This window comes from Xanthomonas sp. WHRI 8932A (assembly GCF_035012785.1).
Lineage (GTDB): Bacteria > Pseudomonadota > Gammaproteobacteria > Xanthomonadales > Xanthomonadaceae > Xanthomonas.
Map to the genome: position 1 here is coordinate 172,388 of NZ_JAYGQQ010000013.1, position 19,035 is coordinate 191,422.

Below are 19,035 nucleotides of genomic sequence, written 5' to 3' on the forward strand. Positions count from 1 at the left end.
AGGTCCAGTGACTTCAGGCAGGTGCGCGATTGTAGCTAAGCATGGTGTGATCGCCGCCACGCCCAAGACAGACGCCACCGCGCGAGGTTCAGCATGAAGCTCCAGTATCTTCTCCTGGCATTGTCCCTGGCCTGCTCAACCGCCTGGGCCGAAGAAGGCATCAGCAAGGTCAACGGCCGCATCAGCGCCGAGGCCGGCAAGACCTACGGCGGCCTGGAAACGGTCAACGGCTCCATCGAGATCGGCGCCGGTGCGCAGACCCAGGATGTGGAAACCGTCAACGGCGGTATCACGATCGGCGATGGGGCCCGCACCGGCAGCGTGTCCACAGTCAACGGCGCGATTTCCCTGGGCCGCAAGGTCACCGTCTCCGGGGGCCTGGAAACGGTCAATGGCAGCGTGTTGGTCGAGCGCGGCAGCCAGGTCAGCGGTGGCGTGGAAACCGTCAACGGCAGTATCGGCCTGGTCGAAACCGAGCTCGGCAAGGACATCGAGACGGTCAACGGCGACATCACCGTTGGCGTGGGCTCGCATGTGCATGGCGGTATCGAGGTGACCAAGCCGAACTTCAGCTTTTCCTTCAAGCCCTCGCGCAAACCGCGCGTGGTGATCGGCCCCAAGGCGGTGGTCGATGGGCCGCTCAACTTCGAGCGCGATGTGGATCTGTACGTGCATCGCACCGCCAAGATCGGCGCGGTCACCGGTGCCACCGCACGCAGCTTCGAGTCGGATGTGGCGCCCAAGGACTGACGCGCTCACCACGCGCACGTTCTAAGATCGGGACTCCGCTGCACGAGGAGTTCCGATGCCCCGCAAGATCCTGTTGTGTCTGGCCGCGACCCTGGCCCTGGCCGGTTGCAAACGCGAATCGACCGACGCGCCGTCCGCACCGGCGGCGCAAACGCCGGCCGATGCCACGCCCAGCGCACCGGTCAGCCGGCACGCGTTTTCGCCAGAGCTGACCACCGGCGACTTTGCCGAGCTGGTCAAGACGCTGGCCTCGGACGACTTCGAAGGACGCGGCCCGGGCACGCCCGGCGAAGAAAAGACCGTGACCTATATCCGCGACCAGATGCAGCGCATCGGCTTGCAGCCGGGTAATGGGGACAGCTGGTTCCAGGAGGTGCCGATGGTGGAAACCACCGCCGACGCGGCCACCGCCCCCAGCCTGCGCAGCGGCGAGCAGACCCGCACCCTCGCCTTCGGCACCGACATCGTGGTGGGCACGCGCACCGGCCAGCCCGAGGTCAAGCTGGACAACAGCGAGCTGGTGTTCGTTGGCTACGGCGTGGATGCGCCCGAGCAGCAATGGAACGATTACGCCGGCCAGGACTGGAAAGGCAAGACGGTGGTGATGTTCGTCAACGACCCTGGCTTCCATACCGGCGATGCCAAGTTGTTCGACGGCAAGCGCATGACCTATTACGGGCGCTGGACCTATAAATTCGAAGAGGCCGCGCGCAAGGGCGCAGCGGCGGCGTTGATCGTGCACGACACGCCCGGCGCCAGTTACGGCTGGGACGTGGTCAAGAACTCCTGGTCCGGCCCGCAATACGATCTGCCGGCCAAGGACGACCCGGACCCGCGCCTGCCGGTGCAGGGCTGGATCAGCGCCGACACCGCCAAGCAACTGTTCGCCAATGCCGGGCTGGACCTGGCACAGGCCTACAAGGACGCCAGCAAGCGCGGCTTCAAGCCGGTGCCGCTAAAGGCCAATTGGTCGGTAGATCTGAAGAGCAGCATCGCCGAAAAGACCTCGCGCAACGTGGTCGGTGTGCTGCCCGGCAGCAGCCACGCCGATGAGGCGGTGCTGTACATGGCGCACTGGGATCACCTGGGCAAGCATCCGGGCGAAACCGGCGACAACATCTACAACGGCGCGGTGGACAACGCCACCGGCGTGGCCGGCATTCTGGAAATCGCCGACGCCTTTGCGCATCAGGACCCCAAGCCGGCGCGCTCGGTGGTGTTCGTGGCGGTGACGCTGGAAGAATCCGGCTTGCTCGGGTCCAAGTATTACGTGGCCAACCCAAGCTTCCCGCTGGACAAGATCGCTGCGGTGATCAACCTGGACGCGATGTCGGTGGCCGGGCGCGCACGCGATGTCACCGTGGTGGGCATGGGTAGCTCGGAACTGGAAGACATCCTCAAACCGATCGCCGCGATGCAGGGACGCACGCTGCACGCCGAGGCCACGCCGGAAAGCGGCTCGTACTTCCGCTCGGACCACTTCAACTTCGCCAAGGCCGGCGTGCCGGCGCTGTATGCCGATGGCGGCGAAGACCTGCGCGACGGCGGCACCGCGGCCGGACGTGCGGCCGCCCAGGATTACGGCCGCAATCGCTATCACGCGCCCGGCGATGAGTACGACGCAGCCACCTGGAAGCTCGACGGCACCATCGAAGACCTGCAAGCGGTGTATGGCGTCGGCAAGGACGTGGCCGCGGGCGACCGTTGGCCCAACTGGTACCCCGGCAATCCGTTCAAGGCCGCGCGCGACCGCATGCTGGCCGGCAAGCCGGGCGCTGGCGCCGCGGCAGCGCAGCCTGCCGCAGGCAACACCGATCCGAAGAATGCCAAGCCAAACAACGCCAAGGAGGCGGATGCAAAGAACGCCGCGCCTGCGCGGTGAGGCGTGCAAGGAGCTCGCTGTTCGCGCGGTGAGGGATGCTGCCTGCGCTGTTGTGCCGGCGCTGGCAGCTGAAGCGAGTTGCGTGCAAGACAAAGGGCCTCCGATTGGAGGCCCTTTGTTGTCAGTTGTGTTTCGTGGGTGGCGATAGAGCGTTGGCCAGCAGATGCCGCGACGTCGCTAAATGTCGCATCAGACTCGATGCCGGCTGCAACGGCTGCTCACTGTGCACTTCAACCAGCGCTCTGCCCTGCCCGCCCGACGCACAAGCGTTCAAGCACACTCAATCGTTGTGGACGCTGACCACGTGCCCATCGTCGGGATCCACGTGCAACTCGACCTTCTGCCCGTTGTGCTTTGCATCGGCCTTCCACAGGCCATCCTTGAACTTGAGATCGTGCACGTCTGCGTAGCCGCCAGTGGACAGTGCCGCGCGGACGTCGGCTTCGCTCAGCCGCGATGCCGTCTGGTCGCCATAAACGCGCCCGGTGACCGGGTCGATGTGGACATCCACATCCTTACCATCGCCGCTGCGGGCATCGGCAGTCCACACGCCGTGCTCGAATTTGACGTCGTGCACCTTGGTGTAGCCCTTGGCGGTCAACATGCTGGTCACCTCGTTGGAGGTGAGCGCCTTGGCGGGCTTGGCGGCGTCCTGCGCGAACGCGCCCTGCGAAACAAGCGTCAGCGCGCCGATCAATGCGGTGGTCATCATGCGATGTGCCATCAGAGGCTCCTGCTGTGAAGTGCCGCCATGCTCGCCGCCTCGGGATCGTGGCTGGGTGAAAACATAGAAGATTCAGTTAGAGAAGTTCAGTTAACTGAAAGTCGTGGTCGCTGTTCATCGCTTCTGCACGTTGGATTTACATTTTGATTCCAGTGCGCAGGCATTGCATGACAGATGTCGACCACGATGCCCAAGTCATCCAATAAAAAAGCCGCCTTGCGGCGGCTTGTCGTGTGTTCAGCGCGTGGTGCGCACTGCAGGTGCAGGTGCAGCTAGACGTGCAGCGGCGGTGCCGGGTGCACGGGTTGCGCTTGCGGCCTGCGGCGAGAGGATCGTCATCTGCGGTTTGTCGGTGCCGTCCTTGTTCGGATGCACGTTATAGGCGTAGGAGAGATTCCACCACGAACCTGCCGCCCACCACGTCCAACCCAGCCACACGTCCGCATTGCTTTCCATGTAGCCGAGCATGCCTTGCAGCGCCTCATTGCAGACAGGGTTGTTGGCAGTACCGAATTCGGCCAGAAAGCCACGTTTGCGATTGGTGCGCAGCCATTCGGTGAAATTGCGCAAACGCTCGGCGCCGATGGTGGAGCTGACGCACACGCTGCTGGTGCCGCTGGAATCGGCGTCCAGATATTGATGCACTTCGAATGCGTACCGGTTGAGCGGGTCATTGATGGCCGCCAGCGCAGTGGCGTTGGAGTAGCCGTCGCTGGTGGGCGAATACCAGCTGTGCGCACCCGTCCACAAGGCGCCGGGCACCAGGATCAGATTGTTGGCACCGGTCCTGCGAATCGCATCGATGGCCGCTTGCGCAGTGCCGGCCCATTCGCTGGACGAGATATTGTTGGGCTCGTTCATCAGCCCGAAGATCACCGCGTTGTCGCCATTGAATGCCACTGCAAGACGGCGCCATAGATCGGTAAAGGTGGCCACCGGCACTTCCGGTCCGCCGATCCTGTAACCGTAGTATTTGGCGTAATTGTGGATATCGATGACCAGATACATGCCCGAGGCCTTGGCACGCGCCACCGCCTGTTGCACCAGCGCCAGCTGCACCGGATCCAGCTCGCCGCGCGCGCTGGGTTGCAGACGCTCCCACAAGATCGGCAAGCGGATCGTATTCATTCCGACGCCGGCAAAATAACTGTAATCGTTGGCCGATGCGTACATATAGTCTTTGTTGAGCACGCCGGGTTTTTTGGATGACGCAAATTCGGCACCGGATAAATTGACGCCGGCATGCGTCAGTGCGCGTGTCTGCGCGTACGCGCACGAGGTCCCGACAAGCAACATGAAACACAGGGCGCACGCAGCAAGGTGGCGTAGTGGAAAAGATGGACGTGACATGAAGCAACTCCTGGGCGGGTAAGATGCGTCGCCGCCCCAATGGCGTGCGATCGGCGCAAGGTGCGCTGCATCTGCGTGTTGCGATGCATCACGTGTGCCAAAGAGTGGTAAATCAATGAATACGTCGAGAAGTGCGAACCACTGCGCACTTAATATGGAAGAGCACGTTTATGCGTGCATATCGGTTATCACTAAAGTGCCGTGATTCTCGCGATACGCACGGGTATGTGCCGAGATGCTGGCGGAATTTGGCAACGTGCCAGTTGCATGGCGCCATCTCGGTGGCGCGGTCATTTCCGATATCCACTAAAGCGGTGCCGTTGCGAAAACGGCACCGCTGGCAAAGCACGCAGGGATGAATCAGCGCGCGATGCGACGTGCGTGCGCACTCAGGATGGACAGCTGCGGTTTGTCGCGTCCATTGCGATCGGGCTGCAACGTAAAGGGGTAATCGCCACGCCACCAGGCGCCGGCGGCCCAGGCGCTGGAACCCAGCCAGACATCGCGGTTTGCCTCCAGATACCGCAGCATGCCATCCAGCGCGCGCATGCAGGTGGGGTTGGTTGAGGCGCCAAATTCGCCCAAGAACCCACGCTTGCGCTGGGTACGCAACCAACCGGTAAAGCTGCGCAAGCGTTCGGCACCGATGGTAGCGCTCACACAACCGGCACTGGTGCCGCTGGAATCGGTATCCAGATATTGGTGCACCTCGATGGCGTACCGGTTGAGCGGATCGCGGAGAGAGGCCAGCGCAACTGCATTGGATTGCCCGGCGATGGTGGAATACCAACTGTGTGCTCCGGACCACAGCGCGCCGGGTACCAGGATGAGGTTGTTGGCGCCGGTGGCGCGGATGCCGTCGATCGCTGCCTGTGCGGCGGCGGCCCAATTCTGCGGCGCAATGTCGTAGGGCTCGTTCATCAGCCCGAAGATCACCGCGTTATCGTTCTTGAAGGCCACCGCCAACCGCTTCCACACATCGGTGAAGGTGCTGATCGGCACGCGCGGGGTGCCGATCTTCTGCCCGTAGTATTTGGCGTAGTTGTGGATATCCACGATCAACACCATGTTCGCTGCCTTGGCGTTGGCCACGGCCTGCCGGATCAGCGCAAGTTGTGCGGGGTCCAGTGGGCCTTGCGGTTTGGGCTGCAGCCGCTCCCACAAGACGGGCAGGCGTACCACGTTCATGCCGGTGTTGGCGAAGTGCTGGTATTCGCCGGGAGTTGGATAGCGATAATCGACATTGACGACGCCTGGGCGTTTTGCCGAGGCGATTTCTGCGCCGGACAGATTGATACCTGCAAGACGCAGCGCACCGCTTTGTGCCTGCGCACGCGGAAGCGCCACCAGCAACAGCACGGCCAGCGCACAGCTCAGCAGCTGGCGCGGCCAGGTGGGGGAGGGGGACATGGGGAACTCCTGAAGCATCTACGGGGGGAGATGCGTTGCATCGCAGTTGTTCGCAAGCACAACGCATCGACCTCAGCCTATGCGCATCTGCCGCGCGCAACTACGGATGCGAGGTATCACTGCATCAAGCTGTGCAGTGCTTCGCAGTTGCGAGCTGTTTTTGTCGATGCACTGCGCGTGTTGCGAGAATGCCTTGAATCAGCGGCTCTGCTGCAACTTCGCAATGGTATTGGTCGCATCAATGCATCGGCGTTGATGCGATGACAGCGACTGCGCCAATGCTGGCGTGGACGGACACGCATGACGCAACGCGCGGACGCAGACGTGCCTGCATGCACCGAGCACTGCAATCGCGTAGCACGGAGTAGGGCGGTTTTGCATTGGGCGCCCAGCGCGAGTCACTGCCATGATCGTGGTCGATGGCGGTGCATCCATCTTCGAGACAACGCTCTCGGCGACAACGGCAGCTGCATCCACCGAAACCGGACCTGCAGCAGCGGCGTGGCGAGGTCCATATCGCGCCAACGTTCGTCCACCGCATGGCTGTCATCAATCAGCCACAGTCCCGCCCGACATCCAGCGGTAACCGTGAGCACTGCAACGCGACGCAAAAAAAACGGGCGACCTACCAGCGTCGCCCGCGTCTTATTGATTTAGATCGCTGCCGTCAGTGCTTGCCCGCACGGCGTGCGTACTTGCTCAGAATCCTGATCTGCGGCTTGTCGCTACCGTCCTTGCCCGGTTGCACGGTGAAAAAGTAATCCGGCTTCCACCAGGCGCCCGCAGCCCACCAGGTCCAGCCCAGCCACACGTCGCTGTTCTTTTCCATGTAGGTCAGCATGCCTTCCAGCGCCTTGTCGCAGACCGGATTGTTGGCGGTGCCGAATTCGCCCAGAAAGCCCTTCTGCTTGTTCTCGCGCAGCCAGTCGGTAAAGCCGCGCAGCTTTTCTTCGCCCACGCTGTCGCTGGTGCATTGCGGTTTGGTGCCGCTGTAGTCGTTGTCCAGATACTGGTGCGCTTCGAAGGCCAGGTTGTTGCCGGGGTCCTTGAGGATGGCCAGCGCCTTGGCGTTGGAGACGCCGTAGCTGCTGCTACGCCAGCTGTGCGCGCCGGTATACGCGGTGCCCGGCACCAGGATCAGGTTGCGGGCGCCGGTCTTGCGGATCGTGTTGATCGCGCCTTGCGCAGCGGTGGCCCAGTCGGTTGCGGAGATGCCGTTGGGCTCATTCATCAGCCCGAAGATCACCGCCTTGTCGTCCTTGAACTCCAGCGCCAGCCGGCGCCACAGATCGGCCAGTGCGGCAGGTGGCACCTCGTCGGTGCCGATGCGCTTGCCGTTGTATTTGGCGTAGTTGTGCAGATCCAGGATCAGGAACTGCTTGTTCGCCTTGGCCGCTTCGAGCGATTTCTTGATCAGCCCCAACTGCGCCGCATCCAGCTCGCCGTTGAGCTCGGGTTGCAGACGCTCCCACAGAAACGGCAGGCGGATCGTATTCATGCCCTTGCCGGCGAAATAGCTGAAATCCGAGGCGGCCGGGTAGGTGTAGTCCTTGAACAAGGTGCCGGGCTTCTTGCGTGAGTTGAACTCGGCGCCGGACAGATTGACGCCGACATACTTCAGACCAGCGGACTCCTTCTTCGGACCATTGGGCTCTTTGGCGTGCGCCAGCGGCATTGCTGCGAGCAAGGTCAGTGCGAGCGCAGCGCTACGCAGACTGGGGAATTTTTTGGGAGCGCGGAACATGGAAGCCTCCTTCGGCATCGACGTGGGTGGCCGCGGGGGGAGGGCACGGCCAGCTGGGATGGTGCAGGGCGATCGGGTACCTGATGAGCCTAGAAGCTCAGGCGTTAGCGCCCCATTCACGCCGTGCAACATGGATTTGATCGGGATCGAACACCTGCGCGGCGCATGATGTTGCTCCGGTAGCGTCCGCAACACGACACACAAGACGCACTGTCGCAGGAGCGCGACGGGCCCCTGTCTTAAGCTACCGCTTCCATTTTCTTCTGTTGTTCGCATATGCGAATGACATCACGCCCGGAGTCTCCCATGAGCCAAGCCCACGCCTTTGCCGCCCAAGCCGCCGACCAGCCGCTTGCCCCGTTCGCGTTCGAACGCCGCGCGCCCGGCCCTGACGATGTGCAGATCGACATCGCCTATTGCGGCGTGTGTCACTCGGACCTGCATACCGCACGCAACGAATGGCACAACACGCGGTATCCGGCGGTACCGGGCCACGAGATCGTCGGCCGCGTGACCGCCGTCGGTAGCGCCGTCACCGGCTTCAAGGTCGGCGACCTGGCCGGCGTTGGTTGCATGGTCGACAGCTGCCGCAGCTGCGCCTCCTGCCAGGAAGGCGAGGAGCAGTACTGCGAAGCCGGCTTCACCGGCACCTACAACGGCCCGATGTTCGGCGGCGGCGAGAACACCTACGGCGGTTACTCCGACCATATCGTGGTCGACCAGAAGTACGTGCTGCGCATCTCGCACACCGACAACCTGGCTGCCGTGGCGCCGCTGCTGTGCGCCGGCATCACCACCTATTCGCCGCTGGCGCACTGGAAGGTGGGCCCGGGGCAGAAGGTGGGCGTGGTCGGCCTGGGTGGCCTGGGCCACATGGGCGTGAAGATCGCCAAGGCGATGGGCGCCACCGTGGTGCTGTTCACCACCTCAGAGAACAAGCGCGCCGATGCGATGCGCCTGGGCGCCAGCGAAGTGGTGATCTCCAAGGACGAAGCGCAGATGGCTGCGCAGTACAACACCCTGGATTTCATCCTCAACACCGTGGCCGCACCGCATAACCTGGACCCGTTCATCAATGCGCTCAAGCGCGACGGCGCCATGGTGCTGGTGGGCGTGCCCGAGGAATCGCACCCGTCGCCGGCGGTGTTCAACCTAGTGATGAAGCGCCGCACCCTGGCCGGCTCGCTGATCGGCGGCATCCGCCAGACCCAGGAAATGCTGGACTTCTGCGCCAAGCACAACATCGTCTCGGACATCGAAACCATCCGCGCCGACCAGATCAACGAGGCCTACGAGCGCATGCTCAAGAGCGACGTGAAGTACCGCTTCGTCATCGATATGGCTACGCTGGATAAGGCGGCCTGATTCGCGGTTGCAATAGCTTGTGATGTCAGTCACCGCTTGCGTTGTTGTATGACGCAAGCGGTGGCCTACAAACACAACGCCTAGTTAAATCAGGCGACAGATGACGTCTGTGTTTTTACAACTTTGTTTAGGTGCTGGAGCGCGCTTCAGCAATCTCAAAAAATGAAGAGTTCGCGTCCCTGGATGTCGGATGGGTCGAGCACCTGCAAGTTTGCCCCCAAGCGAATTAAATGGCGTATCCCATACCTACTCACATGGGCTTTGCAACGAGGCGATGTATTGGCCCAGCGTGAGCCCACTTTTTTCTACCTCAGTAGTGAGGTAGATAATCTTTCCACCAAGTTCTTGCGCAAGCTTCAAAGGCCCCCTTTTTTTATCATTGGTCAGCACGAAGGCTCCAAAGGAGCGCACGGCTAGAGATACATCAGCTTGGTTGGCAGTCAATCCGCTTTTGCGTGGTGTTTTTCCACGCAATTGTGAAGTTATCCCTGGCGATGCATAAAATCTGCGATCTGTAGCAGACTGAAACGTCCCTTGGCCAAACCCGCCGTTCACTTGGACCTTCGAAGGCAAACCATTAGCTCCAAAAGTTTGGAAGCCGAATATCGACGTCGTCTTGATGGATGCACTTTCAATACTGGTGCGAATGTATGCCTTTAGTGCTCCCTTCTTTTCGTCGTCGTCGGGGATCGCCTCAAGTTCACTTTTCACTTCTCGGGTGAGGTATAGCGAATACCTATTGGGTGGAAGCTCCGCTAACAGATCTATTGCCTTCTCATGAAGGTAGTTCCATGCGCAGCTGTCGATATAAACGCCGATAGTCATGTCGAGAGCCTTTTGTTTGCCGCCCAGTGCCTGAAATAAGTTGAGCCGCAAATATGCCTCGATCAGAAGAGGTGTTAGGCCTATGAGACTCGAGTGTTCAGCACGCCAAGGACACATTTTCCTCGAACAAGCGCGTACCCCCAGGCAAACGGCTTACCACTCGCCGGCCAAAGCTGCTCATAAGCCACGAAGTAATCACCGGAGCGGTACTGCTTCTTGAGCCACAGCCACTCTTTGTTGCCATAAGCAAATGGCACTTGCGGCGCCTTTGTATTTGCAGCCGCGTACTTGAGACCAATTTCTTCCATCTGCAGGGTGGAAAGGGGCAAGCCATCAAGACGTAGGTTGTCCGATTCCTGGCATGTGGCGGCCGGCGCCGCCGCAGCGCTACCGGCAGTGAAGATCAGCAAACAGGTAAAGAGTGACCTGAGCATGGGGCCTAGTATCCCTCAGCCTCAAGCCGCAGCCGGCTCCTTGACCTGCGCTTTGACGCCCAGCAGCTGCACGATGCTTGCCGCCGCATCGCGGCCTTCGGCCACGGCCGTCACGACCAAATCGGCGCCGCGCACGCAGTCGCCGCCGGCGAACAGGCGCGGGTTGGTGGTCTGGTAGGGCAGGCGGCCGTTGCCGTCGGCCGGGGCGACGATGCGACCGTTGCTGCCGGCTTCCACGCCTTGCGAAGCCAGCCAGTCGGGCAGGGTCGGGGAGAAGCCGAAGGCGATGATCACCACGTCCGCTTCCAGCAGCGATTCGCTGTCTTCCACCGGCACCGCGTTGCGGCGCCCGTTGGCATCGGGTTCGCCGAGTCTGGTTTCCACGACGGTGACGCCAATGGCTTCGTCGTCGGCGCCGGATTCGATCGACAGCGGCTGGCGGTTGAACAGGAAGCGCACGCCTTCTTCGCGCGCGTTGGCCACTTCGCGCGCCGAGCCGGGCATGCTGGCTTCGTCGCGGCGGTAGGCGCAGGTGACCTTGGCCGCGCCCAGGCGGATGGCGCTGCGCACGCAGTCCATGCCGGTGTCGCCGCCGCCCAGCACCACCACGCGCTTGCCGTTGAGGTCGGGCAGGGCCATCTGGTCTTCCCAGCCGGCGATCGGGCGGCCGTGCGGGTCGTTGCCGCTGACGATGCGGCTGTTCTGCACCAGGAACGGCAGCGCCGGCAGCACATTCTTCAGGTCCTGCCCGGGCAGGCCGCCATCGGTGTAGCGGTAGGCGCCGGTGCCCAGGAACACGGCATCGTATTCGCCCAGCAACTGCTCGATGCTGACGTCCTTGCCGATCTCCACGCCCAGGCGGAATTGCACGCCCATGCCTTCGAGGATCTCGCGACGCTTGCCGATCACCGACTTGTCCAGCTTGAAGCTGGGAATGCCGAACTGCAGCAGCCCGCCGATCTGCTCGTAGCGGTCGTAGACCACCGCTTCGGTACCGGCGCGCGCCAACCGGTCCGCACACGACAGCCCGGCCGGGCCAGCCCCGATCACCGCCACGCGCCAGCCAGTGGGCTGCACGTTGCCCAGATCCGGGCGCCAGCCCATCTTGAAGGCGGTGTCGACGATGTACTTTTCCACCGCGCCGATGGTGACCGCGCCGAATTCTTCCAGCGTGCAGCTGCCTTCGCACAGACGGTCTTGCGGACACACGCGCCCGCACACTTCCGGCAGCGGGTTGGTGGAATGGCACAGCGCGGCGGCTTCTTCGATGCGGTTTTCCTGCACCAGCTGCAGCCATTGCGGGATGGCGTTGTGCACCGGGCACTTCCAGCTGCAGTACGGGTTGCCGCAGTCCAGGCAGCGGCCGGACTGGTACTGCGCGTCGGCCTTGTCGAACTTGCCGTACAACTCGCCCCAGTCGCCGGACGTGCGCAGTTCCACCGGGATGCGGGTGGGCATGGTCCGCGGCAGGTCGAGGAATTGGAAGGCTTGCTTGCGGCTCATAAGAAAATCCGTGGCTGATTCCCTTCTACCGTGTAAGGGAGAAGGTGCCCTAAGGGGCGGATAAGGGTCGGCGGGGCCTGTGCCCTCACCCCCGACCCCTCTCCCGCAGGCGGGAGAGGGGAGTACTGCGATGACTCTGACGATGCGCTGTCAGCATTGCGATTGCGTGCGTCCTTCTCCCGTGTACGGGAAAAGGTGCCCCGAAGGGGCGGATGAGGGCTGCGGGCCACAAGCCCTCACCCCTGGCCCCTCTCCCGCAGGCGGGAGAGGGAAGTACTGCGATGACTCTGACGATGCGCTGTCAGCATTGCGATTGCAGGCGTCCTTCTCCCGTGTACGGGAGAAGGTGCCCCGAAGGGGCGGATGAGGGTTGCGGGCCTGTGCCCTCACCCCCACCCCCTCTCCCGCGCGCGGGAGAGGCGAGCAAAAACTCAGGCGGCGCGCCGCAGCGACTCGGTCAGCGACTCGATGCTGGCGGCCTTGGGTTTGACCAGCCAGAACTTGCCGATGTAGTCGCGGAACTCGTCCAGGATCTGCTGCGCCCAGATGCTGCCGGTCAGCTCGCGGTGGCGGCTGATCAGGGTGTGCAGATGCTGGCGGTGGTTCTCGAAGCCCTCGGCGGAGACGCGGTGGATGTCGATCAGCTCGTGGTTGTAGCGGTCCACGAAGTCGCGTTCGATATCCAGCACGTAGGCCAGGCCGCCGGTGAAGCCGGCGCCGAAGTTCAGGCCCACCTTGCCCAGCACCAGCACCACGCCGTCGGTCATGTATTCGCAGCAATGGTCGCCGGCGCCTTCCACCACCGCCAGCGCGCCGGAGTTGCGCACCGCAAAGCGCTCGCCGGCGCGGCCTGCGGCGAACAACTCGCCGCCGGTGGCGCCGTACAGGCAGGTGTTGCCGACGATCGGGGTGCTGCGCGCCTCGAAGCGCGCGCCACGCGGCGGACGCACCACCAGCCGGCCGCCGGCCATGCCCTTGCCGACGTAGTCGTTGGCTTCGCCTTCCAGCTCCAGTTGCAGGCCGCCGGCGTTGAACGCACCGAAGCTCTGCCCGGCGGTGCCGCGGAAGCGCAGGTTCAAGGGCGCATCGCTCATGCCGTGGTTGCCGTGGGCGCGTGCGATGGTGCCGGACAGGCGCGCACCGATCGAACGGTCGGTGTTGTGGATCAAGAAGCGATGGTCGCCGCCGGTCTTGTTGGCGATGGCATCGGCAAGCAGGCCGTCCATCTGCGTGGCCAGGCTGTCCGGCGACTCGTACAGGCGCTGGGCGGCGCAATGGCTGCCGTCGTAGCGCGCATGGGTGAGCAGGCGCGACAGATCGACCTTGACGCCTGCGCGCGGGGAGACCTCCAGCTGTTCCAGCAGATCGGTGCGGCCGACGATTTCATCCAGCGAACGCACGCCCAGGTACGACAACCACTGCCGCACTTCTTCGGCCAGCAGGCGGAAGAAGTGCTCCACGCGCTCCGGCAGACCGGTGAAGTAGTTCGCACGCAGGCGCTCGTCCTGGGTGGCCACGCCGGTGGCGCAGTTGTTGAGGTGACAGATGCGCAGGTATTTGCAGCCCAGCACGATCATCGGCGCGGTGCCGAAGCCGAAGCTGTCGGCGCCCAGCAGCGCGGCCTTGACCACGTCCAGGCCGGTCTTCAGGCCGCCGTCGGTCTGCAAGATGGTGCGCTCGCGCAGGTCGTTGGCCACCAGCGCCTGGTGCGACTCGGCCACGCCCAGTTCCCACGGCACGCCGGCATAGCGGATCGAGCTGACCGGGCTGGCGCCGGTGCCGCCGTCATGGCCGGACACGGTGATCAGATCGGCGCCGGCCTTGACCACGCCGGCAGCAATCGTGCCGACGCCGGCATGCGCGACCAGCTTCACCGACACCAGCGCGGTCGGGTTGACCTGCTTGAGGTCGTAGATCAACTGGGCCAGGTCTTCGATCGAATAGATGTCGTGATGCGGCGGCGGGCTGATCAGGCCGATGCCGGGCTTGGCGTAGCGCAGGCGGGCGATCAGCTCGTTGACCTTGTGGCCGGGCAGCTGGCCGCCTTCGCCGGGCTTGGCGCCCTGGGCAACCTTGATCTGCAGTACTTCGGCGTTGACCAGGTATTCCGGGGTCACGCCAAAGCGGCCGGAGGCCACCTGCTTGATCTTGGAACGCTTCTCGGTGCCATAGCGGGCCGGGTCTTCGCCGCCTTCGCCGGAATTGCTGCGCCCGCCCAGGCGGTTCATCGCAATGGCCAGCGCTTCGTGCGCTTCGGGCGACAACGCGCCCAGGCTGATCGCGGCGGTGTCGAAGCGGCGCAGCACATCGGCCGCCGGGGCCACCTCGTCCAGCGGGGTGGGGGTGTCGGCACGCTTGAGCTGGACCAGATCGCGCAGCGTGGAGGCCGGGCGCGAGTGCACCGCGTCCACGTATTTTTGCCAGTCGTCGGCATCGCCGGTGCGGGTGGCGCGCTGCAGCGTCATGACCACGTCGGGGTTGTACATGTGGTACTCGCCGCCGTGCACGTACTTGAGCAGGCCGCCCACTTCCGGCTTGAGCTGGTCGTTCCAGGCGCGTGCGGTGAGCTCGCGCGCCTCGGTGTCCAGCCGCCCCAGATTGACGCCACCGATGCGTGCGGGGGTGTCGGCAAAGCACAGCTCCACCACGTCCGGGTCCAGCCCGACGATCTCGAACAGCTGCGCGCCACGGTAGCTGGCGATGGTGCAGATGCCCATCTTGGAGATGATCTTGGACAGGCCCTTGTAGATGCCCTTGCGGTAGCGACGGCCGATCTGCGACTGCTCGCCGCCCTTGCTCAGCTGCAGGATGCCGCGCCGGCCCAGGTCGAACAGGGTCTGGTAGGCCAGATACGGGTACACCGCGGTGGCGCCGAAGCCGAGCAGGCAGGCCATGTGGTGCGCATCGCGGGCGGTGCCGGTTTCAATGATCAGGTTGACGTCGCAGCGCAGGCCCACCTTGCACAGGTGGTGATGCACCGCACCGGTGGCCAGCAGCGCATGCGCCATCGGCCGGTCCGGCACCGGGTAGCGGTCGGAAAGCAGCAGCATCACCGCGCCGTCGCGGGCGGCGGCTTCCACTTCCTGGCAGATGCGCTCCAGGCCGGCCTTCAGGCCTTCTTCGACGCTGTAGGACAGGTCGATCAGCCGATTGCGCGCGACGTACTGCTCCATCTTCAGCAGCTGGCGCAGCTTGCGCTGGCTGAGCACCGGCGAATTCAGGATGACGTGGTTCACCGTCTCCGCACCGGCATGGAAGATGTTGGTCTCCTTGCCGAGCTGGGTGGTGAGCGACATCGCGATGCCTTCGCGCAGCGGGTCGATCGGCGGGTTGGTGACCTGTGCGAACGCCTGGCGGAAGTAGTCGTACAGCGGCCGGGTCTGGCGGCTGAGCACCGCCATCGGGGTGTCGTCGCCCATCGAGCCGGTTGCTTCCTGCTCGGTCTCGGCCAGCGGGCGCAGGATCTGCTCCACTTCCTCGGTGCTGAGCTGGAACAGCTTGTGGTAGCTGCGCAGGGTCTGCTCGCTGAAGGGTTCTTCCACCAGCGAGGGGTCGATCAGCTCGGTCTGCAGATAGGTCACGCCCTGCTGCAGCCACTGCTTGTACGGCGCACGCGCACGGTTGATGCGGTCGATGGCATCGGAATCGAGCAGGTCGCCGCGCTTGAGATCGATCGCCATCATCTCGCCCGGGCCCAGCTTGCCCTTGCGGGTGATGCGCTCGGCCGGCAGCTCCCACACGCCGGCCTCGGAGGCCACCAGGAAGTGGCGGTCGGAGGTCAGCATCCAGCGCGCGGGGCGCAGGCCGTTGCGGTCGAGCATGCAGGCGGCATAGCGGCTGTCGCAGGCCACGATGCCGGCCGGGCCGTCCCACGGCTCGGTGTTGAGGCCGTAGAACTCGTAGAACGCAGCCAGATCGGCGTCCTTGAACTCCAGCGACTGGGTCGCCGGCGGCACCAGGATGCGCAGCGCCTGCAGCAGGTCCATGCCACCGGCGATCAGCAGCTCCAGCATGTTGTCCAGGCTCTGCGAGTCCGAACCGTGCATGGAGATCACCGGATCGAACTCGGCGATATCGAAGCGCGGGGTCTGCCACACCTTGCTGCGCGCCTGCGCCCAGCGGCGGTTGCCCTCGATGGTGTTGATCTCGCCGTTGTGCGCGAGCAGGCGGAACGGATGCGCCAGCGGCCAGCGCGGCAGCGTGTTGGTGGAAAAGCGCTGGTGAAACACAATCGCGCTGGACGACAGATCGCTGCGCTGCAGGTCCGGATAGAACGTGCTCAGCTTGTCCGGCAGCACCATGCCCTTGTAGCTGATGCCATTGGGCGAGAGCGTGGTGACGTAGAAGTTCTCCACCTCGCGCAGCGCCTGCTCGGCGCGGCGGCGCGCCAGGAACAGCGCCAGGGTGAAGCCGTCTTCGGTCTGTTCGGCACCGGCATCGACAAACACCTGCTCGATGCGTGGCAGGGTGTCGCGCGCCAGCTGGCCGCACACGCTGTCGTCGGTGGGCACCACGCGCCAGCCGCGGAACTGCACGCCGGCAGTGTGCAGCTGCGCTTCCAGCTCGGCGCGACAGCGCGCTGCCTCGGTTTCGTCCAGCGGCAGGAACACCACACCGGCCGCATAGCGCGTGCCCAGCGGAATGCCGGCATCGCGGGCCAGTCCGCGCAGGAATGCATCGGGTTTGCGGATCAGCAGGCCGCAGCCATCGCCGGTGAGCCCGTCGGCCGCCACACCGCCGCGGTGGGTCATGCGCGAGAGCGCCGCAATCGCGGTGTCTACCAGCGAACGGGAAGGTTGGTCGTCCAGCTGGGCGACCATGCCAAAACCACAGGCGTCGCGTTCGTCGCGCGCGCTGTTGTAGAGACCGTAGTCGTTGAGCCCTTGGCGAGTGCGGGGGGCCATGTCTGCCTCTTTGCGATCTTGGGAGAGCGGCGACGACGTTGCACCGCTCGATCCGTGGAGCGTTTCGAAGAGGTCACCGGATGATCGACTAGACCACAGTTGATGCGGTGCCGCAATACACCGTTACAGCTGCAACGAGGCCTGTCGCAATCCCTTGTGCCAGCTGGCTTGGCGCCTGTCGGGCGACAGGCGCCAGCGCAGCCTCAGAGTGGCTAACAAAACGTAGCGAGCAGTCGTCACGTGGGTGTGGACGGCGCGCTCAGAGCCGGCGTGTACGCGTGGACCATGCCGCACCGAGCACCGGCCGCGCCCGCCTGGCGGTGCGCACAGTCGGTTTGTTAGCTGCTCTTAGCCGCAACGCACCGCGGTGATGACGTTCTTGGCGTCCACTTCGACATTGAGCCGTTCGCCGTTGAATTCCATCGTCACCATCTGGCCGGGCTTGAGCACGCGCACTGACTTGGCACCGGCGTCGCTGCGGGCCTGCTCGCCCACCGCATCGGTGATGGGCTGGCCAACCAGCGACTGCACCTGGGTGGCGTCGCAACTGCCGATCGGCGGCGCTTCCGGCGCTGCATCCGGCACCGGCGCGGAGGCTTGTTCTGCCGCCTGTTGTGCGTTGGCCGCGACGGCTTCCTGCTCATCGGGTTGCGGTTTGTTGCAGGCAGTCAATGCAGTCAGCACGACCAAGGTGCAAGCCAGACGGGCAATAGGCAGGACAGCGCGCATCGATGACTCCAGCAAAGGGGGGATGCCCAAGCATAAGCACAAAGTTGCGCCGCGGGCATCGCTTGCCCACACGGCGTTGTCGTTGCGTTGACGCGGCCTAGCGCTGCGCGGCCCAACAATCGGTGCCAGTCCTTCGATCCGTGCGCAATGAAAGCCAAACGTGTTCTTCGCAATGTCGCCGCCACGGCCAGTGCCGCCGGCACGCTCGCCACCGCCGCCACCGGTGCGGTCGTCGCAACGGCCGCCGTCGCCACCGTGGCCGCGGTGGCACAGGCCAAGGCCACCGCGCGGGCAGCGGGGCTGACCTATGTCAACGATCAGCAGCCAGGCATCAGCCGGCGCAAGGCGGGCAAGAGCTTCAGCTACCGCAGTGCCGACGGGCAGCGCATCGCCGATGCCGACACCTTGCAGCGCATCCGCGCGTTGGCCATTCCGCCGGCCTATACCGAGGTGTGGATCTGCGCCAAATCCAACGGTCACCTGCAGGCCACCGGGCGCGACGCGCGGCGGCGCAAGCAGTACCGCTATCACGCTGATTGGGCGCAGGTGCGTGGCGAAGGCAAGTTCGAGCGCGTGATCGCCTTCGGCACGGCACTGCCCAAACTGCGGCGGCGTTTGCGACGCGATCTGGCGCTGCCCGGCTTTCCGCGTGAGAAGGTGCTGGCGATTGTGGTCGCGCTGCTGGCCGACACCTTGGTGCGCGTGGGCAATGCCGAATATGCGCGCAGCAATCGCTCGTACGGGCTGACCACGTTACGCAACCGCCACATGGAATTTTTGAAAGGCGGGCGTGCACGGCTCAAATTCCGCGGCAAGAGCGGCCAGGATCACGACATCGAAGTGGACGACAAGCACCTGGTCAAACTGATCCGGCAATGTCAGCAGCTGCCGGGGCAATCGCTGTTTCAATACCGCGACGACGACGGCCAGCTGCAGCCGGTGGATTCAGGCGAGGTCAACGACTATCTGCGCGAAGCGATGGGCGAGGATTTCACCGCCAAGGACTTCCGCACCTGGGGTGGCACGCTGGCCGCCTTGCAGCGCCTGGCGCGTTTGCCGCTGCCCGAGCGCAGCAGCGAACGCGCGCTCATGCAGGTGCAGAATGATGTCATCCGCGAGGTGGCCGATGCGCTGGGCAACACGCCATCGGTGTGTCGCAAGGCCTACATCGACCCTTGCGTGTTCGAAGGCTGGCGCGCCGGGCAACTGCAGGTGATGGCCAGCGGCGTGCGCGGCGAGCGCCAGTGGGAAGCGGCCACGCTGCGCTTTTTGACCGACTCGCGCAGCAAGCAACGCAAGGCCAACAAGACAGGCAAGGCGGCTACGCCGAAGCCCAATCCCAAGCCCAGCCGCCGTAAGCGTGCTGCGTGATGCTGCGGAGCTTTGCGAGAGCGCTGGTGAGATCGTTGGTAGCC

The 19,035-nt window shown here is 64.1% G+C and carries 13 protein-coding genes and 1 other RNA gene; 4 read left to right on the top strand and 10 right to left on the bottom strand.

Annotation, left to right across the window (positions count from 1 at the left end; all coding sequences use genetic code 11):
* Positions 1 to 93: 93 nt before the first annotated feature.
* Positions 94 to 750, top strand: a complete 657-nt coding sequence (locus VC212_RS20475) for a hypothetical protein (protein WP_055852605.1) — start codon at positions 94 to 96, stop codon at positions 748 to 750.
* A 55-nt stretch (positions 751 to 805) separates the two neighbouring features.
* Complete coding sequence (locus VC212_RS20480; protein ID WP_323526771.1) at positions 806 to 2,632, top strand: M28 family metallopeptidase; 1,827 nt, start codon at positions 806 to 808, stop codon at positions 2,630 to 2,632.
* A 280-nt stretch (positions 2,633 to 2,912) separates the two neighbouring features.
* Here VC212_RS20480 and VC212_RS20485 read toward each other — a convergent pair whose 3' ends face one another.
* The 4 genes from VC212_RS20485 to VC212_RS20500 all read right to left on the bottom strand — a co-directional run bounded on the left by VC212_RS20485 (position 2,913) and on the right by VC212_RS20500 (position 7,860).
* Positions 2,913 to 3,356 (bottom strand): PepSY domain-containing protein, encoded by a 444-nt coding sequence (locus VC212_RS20485; RefSeq protein ID WP_311238165.1) that lies wholly within the window; start codon positions 3,354 to 3,356, stop codon positions 2,913 to 2,915.
* A 237-nt stretch (positions 3,357 to 3,593) separates the two neighbouring features.
* Positions 3,594 to 4,652 (bottom strand): glycoside hydrolase family 5 protein, encoded by a 1,059-nt coding sequence (locus VC212_RS20490; protein WP_323526791.1) that lies wholly within the window; start codon positions 4,650 to 4,652, stop codon positions 3,594 to 3,596.
* A gap of 414 nt (positions 4,653 to 5,066) precedes the next feature.
* Positions 5,067 to 6,116 carry a glycoside hydrolase family 5 protein gene (locus VC212_RS20495; RefSeq protein WP_323526772.1) on the bottom strand — a complete coding sequence of 350 codons (1,050 nt, stop codon included), beginning with the start codon at positions 6,114 to 6,116 and terminating at the stop codon, positions 5,067 to 5,069.
* A gap of 667 nt (positions 6,117 to 6,783) precedes the next feature.
* Entirely contained in the window at positions 6,784 to 7,860 is a 1,077-nt protein-coding gene (locus VC212_RS20500; RefSeq protein ID WP_323519665.1) for a glycoside hydrolase family 5 protein, read from the bottom strand.
* A 306-nt stretch (positions 7,861 to 8,166) separates the two neighbouring features.
* Between VC212_RS20500 and VC212_RS20505 the strand changes: the two genes are divergently transcribed.
* Entirely contained in the window at positions 8,167 to 9,225 is a 1,059-nt protein-coding gene (locus VC212_RS20505; RefSeq protein WP_115514793.1) for an NAD(P)-dependent alcohol dehydrogenase, read from the top strand.
* Between the two features lie 246 nt (positions 9,226 to 9,471).
* Here the strand turns inward: VC212_RS20505 and VC212_RS20510 are convergent, their stop codons facing one another.
* The 6 genes from VC212_RS20510 to VC212_RS20535 all read right to left on the bottom strand — a co-directional run bounded on the left by VC212_RS20510 (position 9,472) and on the right by VC212_RS20535 (position 17,620).
* Positions 9,472 to 10,050, bottom strand: a complete 579-nt coding sequence (locus tag VC212_RS20510) for a hypothetical protein (protein ID WP_323526773.1) — start codon at positions 10,048 to 10,050, stop codon at positions 9,472 to 9,474.
* Positions 10,051 to 10,130: 80 nt separating this feature from the next.
* Positions 10,131 to 10,484 (bottom strand): hypothetical protein, encoded by a 354-nt coding sequence (locus VC212_RS20515; RefSeq protein WP_323520831.1) that lies wholly within the window; start codon positions 10,482 to 10,484, stop codon positions 10,131 to 10,133.
* A gap of 21 nt (positions 10,485 to 10,505) precedes the next feature.
* Positions 10,506 to 11,987: an FAD-dependent oxidoreductase gene (locus tag VC212_RS20520; protein WP_323526774.1), complete on the bottom strand. Its 1,482-nt coding sequence runs from the start codon at positions 11,985 to 11,987 to the stop codon at positions 10,506 to 10,508.
* A gap of 431 nt (positions 11,988 to 12,418) precedes the next feature.
* The gene (gltB, locus tag VC212_RS20525) at positions 12,419 to 16,891 is read right to left on the bottom strand and encodes a glutamate synthase large subunit (RefSeq protein ID WP_323526775.1); all 4,473 of its coding nucleotides are present in this window, start codon (positions 16,889 to 16,891) and stop codon (positions 12,419 to 12,421) included.
* Positions 16,892 to 17,101: 210 nt separating this feature from the next.
* Positions 17,102 to 17,178, bottom strand: a non-coding RNA gene (locus VC212_RS20530) — sX9 sRNA.
* Positions 17,179 to 17,239: 61 nt separating this feature from the next.
* Entirely contained in the window at positions 17,240 to 17,620 is a 381-nt protein-coding gene (locus VC212_RS20535; RefSeq protein WP_323518160.1) for an I78 family peptidase inhibitor, read from the bottom strand.
* Between the two features lie 57 nt (positions 17,621 to 17,677).
* Between VC212_RS20535 and VC212_RS20540 the strand changes: the two genes are divergently transcribed.
* On the top strand, positions 17,678 to 18,991 hold the full coding sequence (locus VC212_RS20540) for a DNA topoisomerase IB (RefSeq protein WP_323526792.1): 1,314 nt from the start codon (positions 17,678 to 17,680) through the stop codon (positions 18,989 to 18,991).
* Positions 18,992 to 19,035: the final 44 nt, after the last annotated feature.

What these genes read in the sequence shown, in the direction of transcription:
- gltB (WP_323526775.1), bottom strand. Translation starts at nt 16,891, where the DNA reads ATGGCCCCCCGCACTCGCCAAGGGCTCAACGACTACGGTCTCTACAAC.
- VC212_RS20535 (WP_323518160.1), bottom strand. Translation starts at nt 17,620, where the DNA reads ATGCGCGCTGTCCTGCCTATTGCCCGTCTGGCTTGCACCTTGGTCGTG.
- VC212_RS20510 (WP_323526773.1), bottom strand. Translation starts at nt 10,050, where the DNA reads ATGACTATCGGCGTTTATATCGACAGCTGCGCATGGAACTACCTTCAT.
- VC212_RS20515 (WP_323520831.1), bottom strand. Translation starts at nt 10,484, where the DNA reads ATGCTCAGGTCACTCTTTACCTGTTTGCTGATCTTCACTGCCGGTAGC.
- VC212_RS20480 (WP_323526771.1), top strand. Translation starts at nt 806, where the DNA reads ATGCCCCGCAAGATCCTGTTGTGTCTGGCCGCGACCCTGGCCCTGGCC.
- VC212_RS20505 (WP_115514793.1), top strand. Translation starts at nt 8,167, where the DNA reads ATGAGCCAAGCCCACGCCTTTGCCGCCCAAGCCGCCGACCAGCCGCTT.
- VC212_RS20495 (WP_323526772.1), bottom strand. Translation starts at nt 6,116, where the DNA reads ATGTCCCCCTCCCCCACCTGGCCGCGCCAGCTGCTGAGCTGTGCGCTG.
- VC212_RS20520 (WP_323526774.1), bottom strand. Translation starts at nt 11,987, where the DNA reads ATGAGCCGCAAGCAAGCCTTCCAATTCCTCGACCTGCCGCGGACCATG.
- VC212_RS20485 (WP_311238165.1), bottom strand. Translation starts at nt 3,356, where the DNA reads ATGGCACATCGCATGATGACCACCGCATTGATCGGCGCGCTGACGCTT.
- VC212_RS20500 (WP_323519665.1), bottom strand. Translation starts at nt 7,860, where the DNA reads ATGTTCCGCGCTCCCAAAAAATTCCCCAGTCTGCGTAGCGCTGCGCTC.
- VC212_RS20475 (WP_055852605.1), top strand. Translation starts at nt 94, where the DNA reads ATGAAGCTCCAGTATCTTCTCCTGGCATTGTCCCTGGCCTGCTCAACC.
- VC212_RS20490 (WP_323526791.1), bottom strand. Translation starts at nt 4,652, where the DNA reads ATGTTGCTTGTCGGGACCTCGTGCGCGTACGCGCAGACACGCGCACTG.